We start from the raw sequence: 3433 nt of genomic DNA, 5'->3' as shown, positions 1-3433 counted from the left end.
TATTATCCATATGAGAAGCTTGCGAATTGACCAGTTTAATTTTTTTCTGCCACGGGTCTTGGAAAATTGATTTGCAGTAGTATATCCAATGTTACGTTGCTTCCCAAGAAGAAACAAACATAAAAAGCACTTCATTAACCTTAACGCTTTTAAATATTAGTTTTAAATTGCATCAACTTGATATCATAGAAAACAAGAGTAATCAGAATAATAAAACTATACACATGGATTCGAATCGAAGAGGGTTTATAAAAAAGGCAACTGCAGGTGCGGTTGGTATAGGTTTTAGTAGTAGTATCAATGCCATGTCGGCCATGAGTTATTCCAATATCATAGGGGCCAATGACCGTATCAATGTGGCCATTCAGGGCTTGGGACGAAGATACCCAGGATTTAAACCCCCGATTATCGCAAAAGAGAATAACGCCAAGTTACTATATCTATGTGACGTCATGAAAAGTCAACGGGATAAAGCGGCAGAAAATTTTGGTGGGGATCTTACGTATAAACCTACTTTGGAAAATGACATTCGAAAAGTCTTGGAGGATAAAAATTTGGATGCCCTTTTCATTGCCACTCCCGATCATTGGCATACCCCTGGGGCCATAATGGCCATGCAGGCAGGAAAACACGTGTATTTGGAAAAACCGTGCAGCCACAATATGCATGAAAACGAACTGATCGTTGCTGCCCAGAAAAAGTACGATAAAATAGTGCAAATGGGGAATCAGCAACGGTCCTCTATTGAATCGAACCAAATTGTAAAGGATATACATAACGGTATCATCGGTAAGACATATAAGGCCACTGCATTTTACATCAATACAAGAGGCGCTGTTCCGGTTCAAACAAAGGCAGCCCCCCCGGAAGGGTTCGACTGGGACCTATTTCAAGGACCCTCTCCAAGAAAGGCATATACCCACGATACCTTTGATTATAATTGGCATTGGTATGGTTGGGATTTTGGTACGGCCGAAATGGGCAATAATGCCACCCACGAATTGGATATTGCACGATGGGCTTTGGGCGTTGAATTGCCCGAACACGTAAATGTACGCTCCGGAAAGAACCAATATTTGGATGACGGTTGGGAAATGTACGATTCCATGGAAGCACGTTTTACCTTCGCCGATGGTCAGATTATAGAATGGGATGGACAAAGTAGAAATGGATATAACAAATATGGTAAGGGCAGAGGTACCATTATATATGGATCCGAAGGTTCGGTTTATATTGATCGAGGGGGCTACGAAGTATTCGATCTTATGGGGAATTCAATAAAAAACAGCATGTCCGATGGCTCAGAAAGTGGACTCGCCCTTGGTGGCGGGGGAGATTTAACGACCCGTCATGCAGTGAATTTCTTTGAAACCATAAGAGGTAAGGAAACCTTGGCATCGCCTATAGATCAAGGTGCAACAAGTCAGGCGATGACCCATTATGCGAATATCGCATCACGGATCGGCAAATCGTTCGAAGTTGACGCCACCACGGGCCAAATTTTTGACCGGGAAGCCATGAAATTATGGTCACGTACCTATGAACCAGGTTGGGAACCTATTATATAACAAATATCAACGTTGAACCGGGCATAGAAAAAAATGTAATTATAAATCAATAGCATACGAATGGGAAAAGGTAGTTTGTTTGATATTTCTGGGAAAGTAATCATCATAACCGGTGGTGCCGGGGCATTGGGTGGTAGTATGGCCACCTATTTGCTGACACAAGGCGCCAAAATCGCAATCCTCGATTTATTTCCCGAAAGTGTTGAAAAAAGGGTCGTTGAACTTAAAAAAATCAGCCCCGAGGTCCTAGGGATTCCGGGAAGTGTTTTGGATAAAGGCTATCTTGAAAAGGCCAAATCGGAGATCATTGCAAAATGGGGTAAAATCGATGTATTGATCAATGCGGCTGGTGGTAATATGCCTGGAGCGACTATCGGTGAAGACCAGACCATTTTTGATCTTAATATGGAGGATTTTAAAAAAGTATCCGAACTGAACCTCAATGGTTCGGTTTTGCCATCAATCGTTTTTGGGGAAGTGATGGCTAAACAGCGTTCCGGTAGTATAGTCAACATCTCATCCATGACCGCAACCCAAGCCGTTACGAGGGTCGTTGGCTATTCGGCATCCAAGGCGGCCATTGATATTTTCACCAAATGGATGGCCACGGAAATGGCATTGAAATTTGATGGGAGTGTTCGGGTAAATGCGATTGCCCCTGGGTTTTTTATCGGAAACCAGAACCGTGCCCTCTTAACCAATCCCGATGGAAGTTATACCGATAGGGGAAATACGATCATTGCAAACACACCGATGAAACGATTTGGGGACGCTGACGAACTCAATGGGGCCATACATTGGCTTATAAGTGAAGCAGCCTCTTTCGTAACAGGGACCATCGTGCCGATCGATGGTGGTTTTAGTGCCTTCAGTGGCGTATGATACGCATATAAATACCGAATTAAGATGAAGATGCAACAAACATGGAGATGGTATGGTCCCAAGGACCCGGTCTCATTAAATGATATTAAACAGGCGGGGGCAACGGGTATCGTTTCGGCATTACATCAAATTCCGAATGGGGAAGTTTGGACCATTGCCGCCATTGAGGAACGTAAACGCATGATTGAGGCTACGGGCCTTACATGGAGTGTGGTGGAGAGTATTCCGGTACATGAAAATATAAAGACACGTACGGGGGACTTCAAACGATATCTCGAGAATTATAAGAAGAATATCCGGAATTTAGCAACCTGTGGCATCCATATTTTGTGTTACAATTTTATGCCCGTTTTGGATTGGACCAGGACGTCGCTCGATTTTGAGGTTGCCGATGGATCTAGGGCATTGCGATTCGATGTAACGGCCTTTGCCGCTTTTGAACTCTACCTGTTGCAAAGACCCGGTGCAAAAAACACCTATTCGGAGGCAGAACAGCAGCAAGCCAAGGTATATTTTGAATCACTTTCCGTAGAAGATAGGACTCTATTGGTGAATAACATCATAGCGGGGTTACCTGGGGCTGAGGAAGGCTATACCTTGGATCAATTTCAGCAGGCGTTGGATACATACGCGCAGATTGATGCCCGAAGGTTACGGGAGCACCTGGTCTTGTTTTTAAAGGAAATTATTCCGGTGGCAGCGGAGAATAAAGTCATGATGTGCATTCACCCTGATGACCCACCGTATCCCATTTTAGGATTGCCCCGGGTAGTGAGTACGGAAGAGGATTATGCCCATCTATTCGAACAAGTCCCTAATATCGCCAACGGGATTACTTTTTGTACGGGTTCTTTGGGGGTTAGGCCGGATAATGATTTGGTGCGGATCTTCAAACGATTCGCAGACCGCGTACATTTTTTACACCTAAGAAGTACGCAGCGCGATGCCCAAGGGAACTTTTATGAGGCCAATCATTTGGAAGG

Annotated in this window: 3 protein-coding genes; all 3 read left to right on the top strand. The window is 44.1% G+C overall.

From position 1 onward, the window contains the following. Window positions 1–224: 224 nt before the first annotated feature. Window positions 225–1568 (top strand): Gfo/Idh/MocA family protein, encoded by a 1344-nt coding sequence (locus WBM98_RS18960; RefSeq protein WP_424367584.1) that lies wholly within the window; start codon window positions 225–227, stop codon window positions 1566–1568. A 60-nt stretch (window positions 1569–1628) separates the two neighbouring features. Further along, window positions 1629–2450: an SDR family oxidoreductase gene (locus WBM98_RS18955; protein ID WP_424367583.1), complete on the top strand. Its 822-nt coding sequence runs from the start codon at window positions 1629–1631 to the stop codon at window positions 2448–2450. A gap of 30 nt (window positions 2451–2480) precedes the next feature. Next, window positions 2481–3433 (top strand): mannonate dehydratase (gene uxuA / locus WBM98_RS18950; protein ID WP_424367585.1); only part of this gene is annotated, 953 nt, incomplete at its 3' end.

The sequence above is a fragment of the Maribacter sp. genome (assembly GCF_049667165.1).
Taxonomy (GTDB): domain Bacteria; phylum Bacteroidota; class Bacteroidia; order Flavobacteriales; family Flavobacteriaceae; genus Maribacter_A.
This window is presented reverse-complemented; position numbering and strand designations above follow the sequence as displayed.

Bases quoted from the DNA above. Each gene is read 5' to 3' on its own strand.
- WBM98_RS18960 (WP_424367584.1), top strand. From the start codon at position 225: ATGGATTCGAATCGAAGAGGGTTTATAAAAAAGGCAACTGCAGGTGCG.
- WBM98_RS18955 (WP_424367583.1), top strand. From the start codon at position 1,629: ATGGGAAAAGGTAGTTTGTTTGATATTTCTGGGAAAGTAATCATCATA.